We start from the raw sequence: 1,540 nt of genomic DNA, 5'->3' as shown, positions 1-1,540 counted from the left end.
CTCCCCTGAACCTGCGCACCAGCCAGAACACCCTCGATCTGAGGGGGAAAACCGTTGCTGATGCTGAGGCCATTCTGGAACAGCACTTTGCCCAAGCTCCTCCCGGCCCGGTTTGGATCATCCACGGCCACGGCACAGGGCGCCTGAAAGCCGGCGTCCAGGCTTATCTCCAAAATCACCCGCGCGTTCAGCGTTTTTCAGCCGCTGATCCCGAAGACGGCGGTACTGGAGTGACCGTGGCTCATTTACAGTGAGGCTTGTACAGTGAGGCTTGCCAGTGCCAGAAGGGAGTAGGGGTGGTCGCGTTGGCATTCTCGAGTCGGAGACCGGACAAGTGCCGGGCAATGTCTCAAGCTTGACTGTGGAGCACTGCCGCTGCTGAGCTGACGGGCTGGGATCCCTTCTGTTGCCGCTGGCTTTGCCAGAGCCAGTAGCCCCGCACCAGTTGGCTATCCCCAATGAGCTTCAACATCACCGCCACCGTTGCACCTGTCCAACTGAGAGGCCCAAAGGCGGCGCCTGCTGCTGCCAACAGCGCCAACCCAGAAAGATTTAGCCCCAAGCCTTGCACCCACATCCACAAGACAGTCTCGCGCTCTGACATCTGTCAGCTCCTAGAGGAGAAATAGGATAGCCCTACTGTCCTGAATCTGAGCAGAGACGGGGATGGGGTTGAGCCTTGACACCGCTGCCCAAAGCTGCACACTTGAGGGGGGCATATTCCCCCTACGGATGGGCTGCTTCACCCAGCCACTCCTGCAATCGGGCCAGAGCCAGCCGCTTCTGGGCAGCGGAGCGTATCGTGCCCTCCGTGAGCCGATTGAAGCCATGCACCAACCCCTTGCCCCCCAAAGCCACCAGCGTTACCCGATGGGTTTGCCCTGGCTCAAAACGCACTGCGTTGCCGGAAGGGATGTTGAGGCGCATGCCAAAGCTGGCGGCGCGATCGAAAACCAGGGCTCGGTTCACCTCAAAAAAGTGAAAATGGGATCCCACCTGAATGGGCCGATCCCCTCGGTTGGTAACCTCCAGGGTCACGGTGGCCCGTCCGACGTTGGCTTGGATGGGATCCTCTGCCAGCAACAGTTCCCCTGGGATCAGGGCCGGCTCTGCGTTGGCAGCAGGGTTGGTTCTGGATTGGCGAGCCATGGGGACGACCTCCTGAAGTCTCTGGGTCTTTGGAGCATCTGGGGGATCCCTAGCGAATGGGGTGGTGTAGGGTAACCAGCTTGGTTCCGTCGGGGAAAGTAGCCTCCACTTGAATTTCCGGGATCATCTCTGGGATCCCGGGCATCACGTCCTCGCGGGTCAGCCACGTCAGCCCCTCGCTCATCAATTGGGCGACTGTTTTCCCCTCCCGCGCCCCTTCCAAGACTGCTGCGCTCAAGTAGGCCACCGCCTCAGGGTAATTGAGTTTGAGGCCCCGCTGCCGCCGATCCCGAGCCAACTGGGCAGCCAGGTAGATCAACAACTTGTCTTTCTCCTGGGGGGATAAGTACACGGGACAACCTCAAAGATACAAAAGGATACAGGGGGGACA

Annotated in this window: 4 protein-coding genes; 1 reads left to right on the top strand and 3 read right to left on the bottom strand. The window is 60.1% G+C overall.

Annotated features, from left to right (window positions below; genetic code table 11):
• Positions 1-254 (top strand): Smr/MutS family protein (locus NW837_RS15060; protein ID WP_414332419.1); only part of this gene is annotated, 254 nt, incomplete at its 5' end.
• Positions 255-349: 95 nt separating this feature from the next.
• Here the strand turns inward: NW837_RS15060 and NW837_RS15055 are convergent.
• The 3 genes from NW837_RS15055 to NW837_RS15045 all read right to left on the bottom strand — a co-directional run bounded on the left by NW837_RS15055 (position 350) and on the right by NW837_RS15045 (position 1,501).
• Positions 350-604 (bottom strand): hypothetical protein, encoded by a 255-nt coding sequence (locus NW837_RS15055; protein WP_011433939.1) that lies wholly within the window; start codon positions 602-604, stop codon positions 350-352.
• Between the two features lie 122 nt (positions 605-726).
• Entirely contained in the window at positions 727-1,101 is a 375-nt protein-coding gene (locus tag NW837_RS15050) for an urease subunit beta (RefSeq protein ID WP_414332421.1), read from the bottom strand.
• Positions 1,102-1,198: 97 nt separating this feature from the next.
• Positions 1,199-1,501 (bottom strand): urease subunit gamma, encoded by a 303-nt coding sequence (locus NW837_RS15045; protein WP_011433938.1) that lies wholly within the window; start codon positions 1,499-1,501, stop codon positions 1,199-1,201.
• Positions 1,502-1,540: the final 39 nt, after the last annotated feature.

The sequence above is a fragment of the Synechococcus sp. R6-10 genome (assembly GCF_047461815.1).
Lineage (GTDB): Bacteria > Cyanobacteriota > Cyanobacteriia > Thermostichales > Thermostichaceae > Thermostichus.
The sequence above is the reverse complement of the archived record's forward strand: the minus strand, read 5'-3'. Positions and strand labels throughout refer to the sequence as shown.

What these genes read in the sequence shown, in the direction of transcription:
- NW837_RS15055 (WP_011433939.1), bottom strand. Translation starts at nt 604, where the DNA reads ATGTCAGAGCGCGAGACTGTCTTGTGGATGTGGGTGCAAGGCTTGGGG.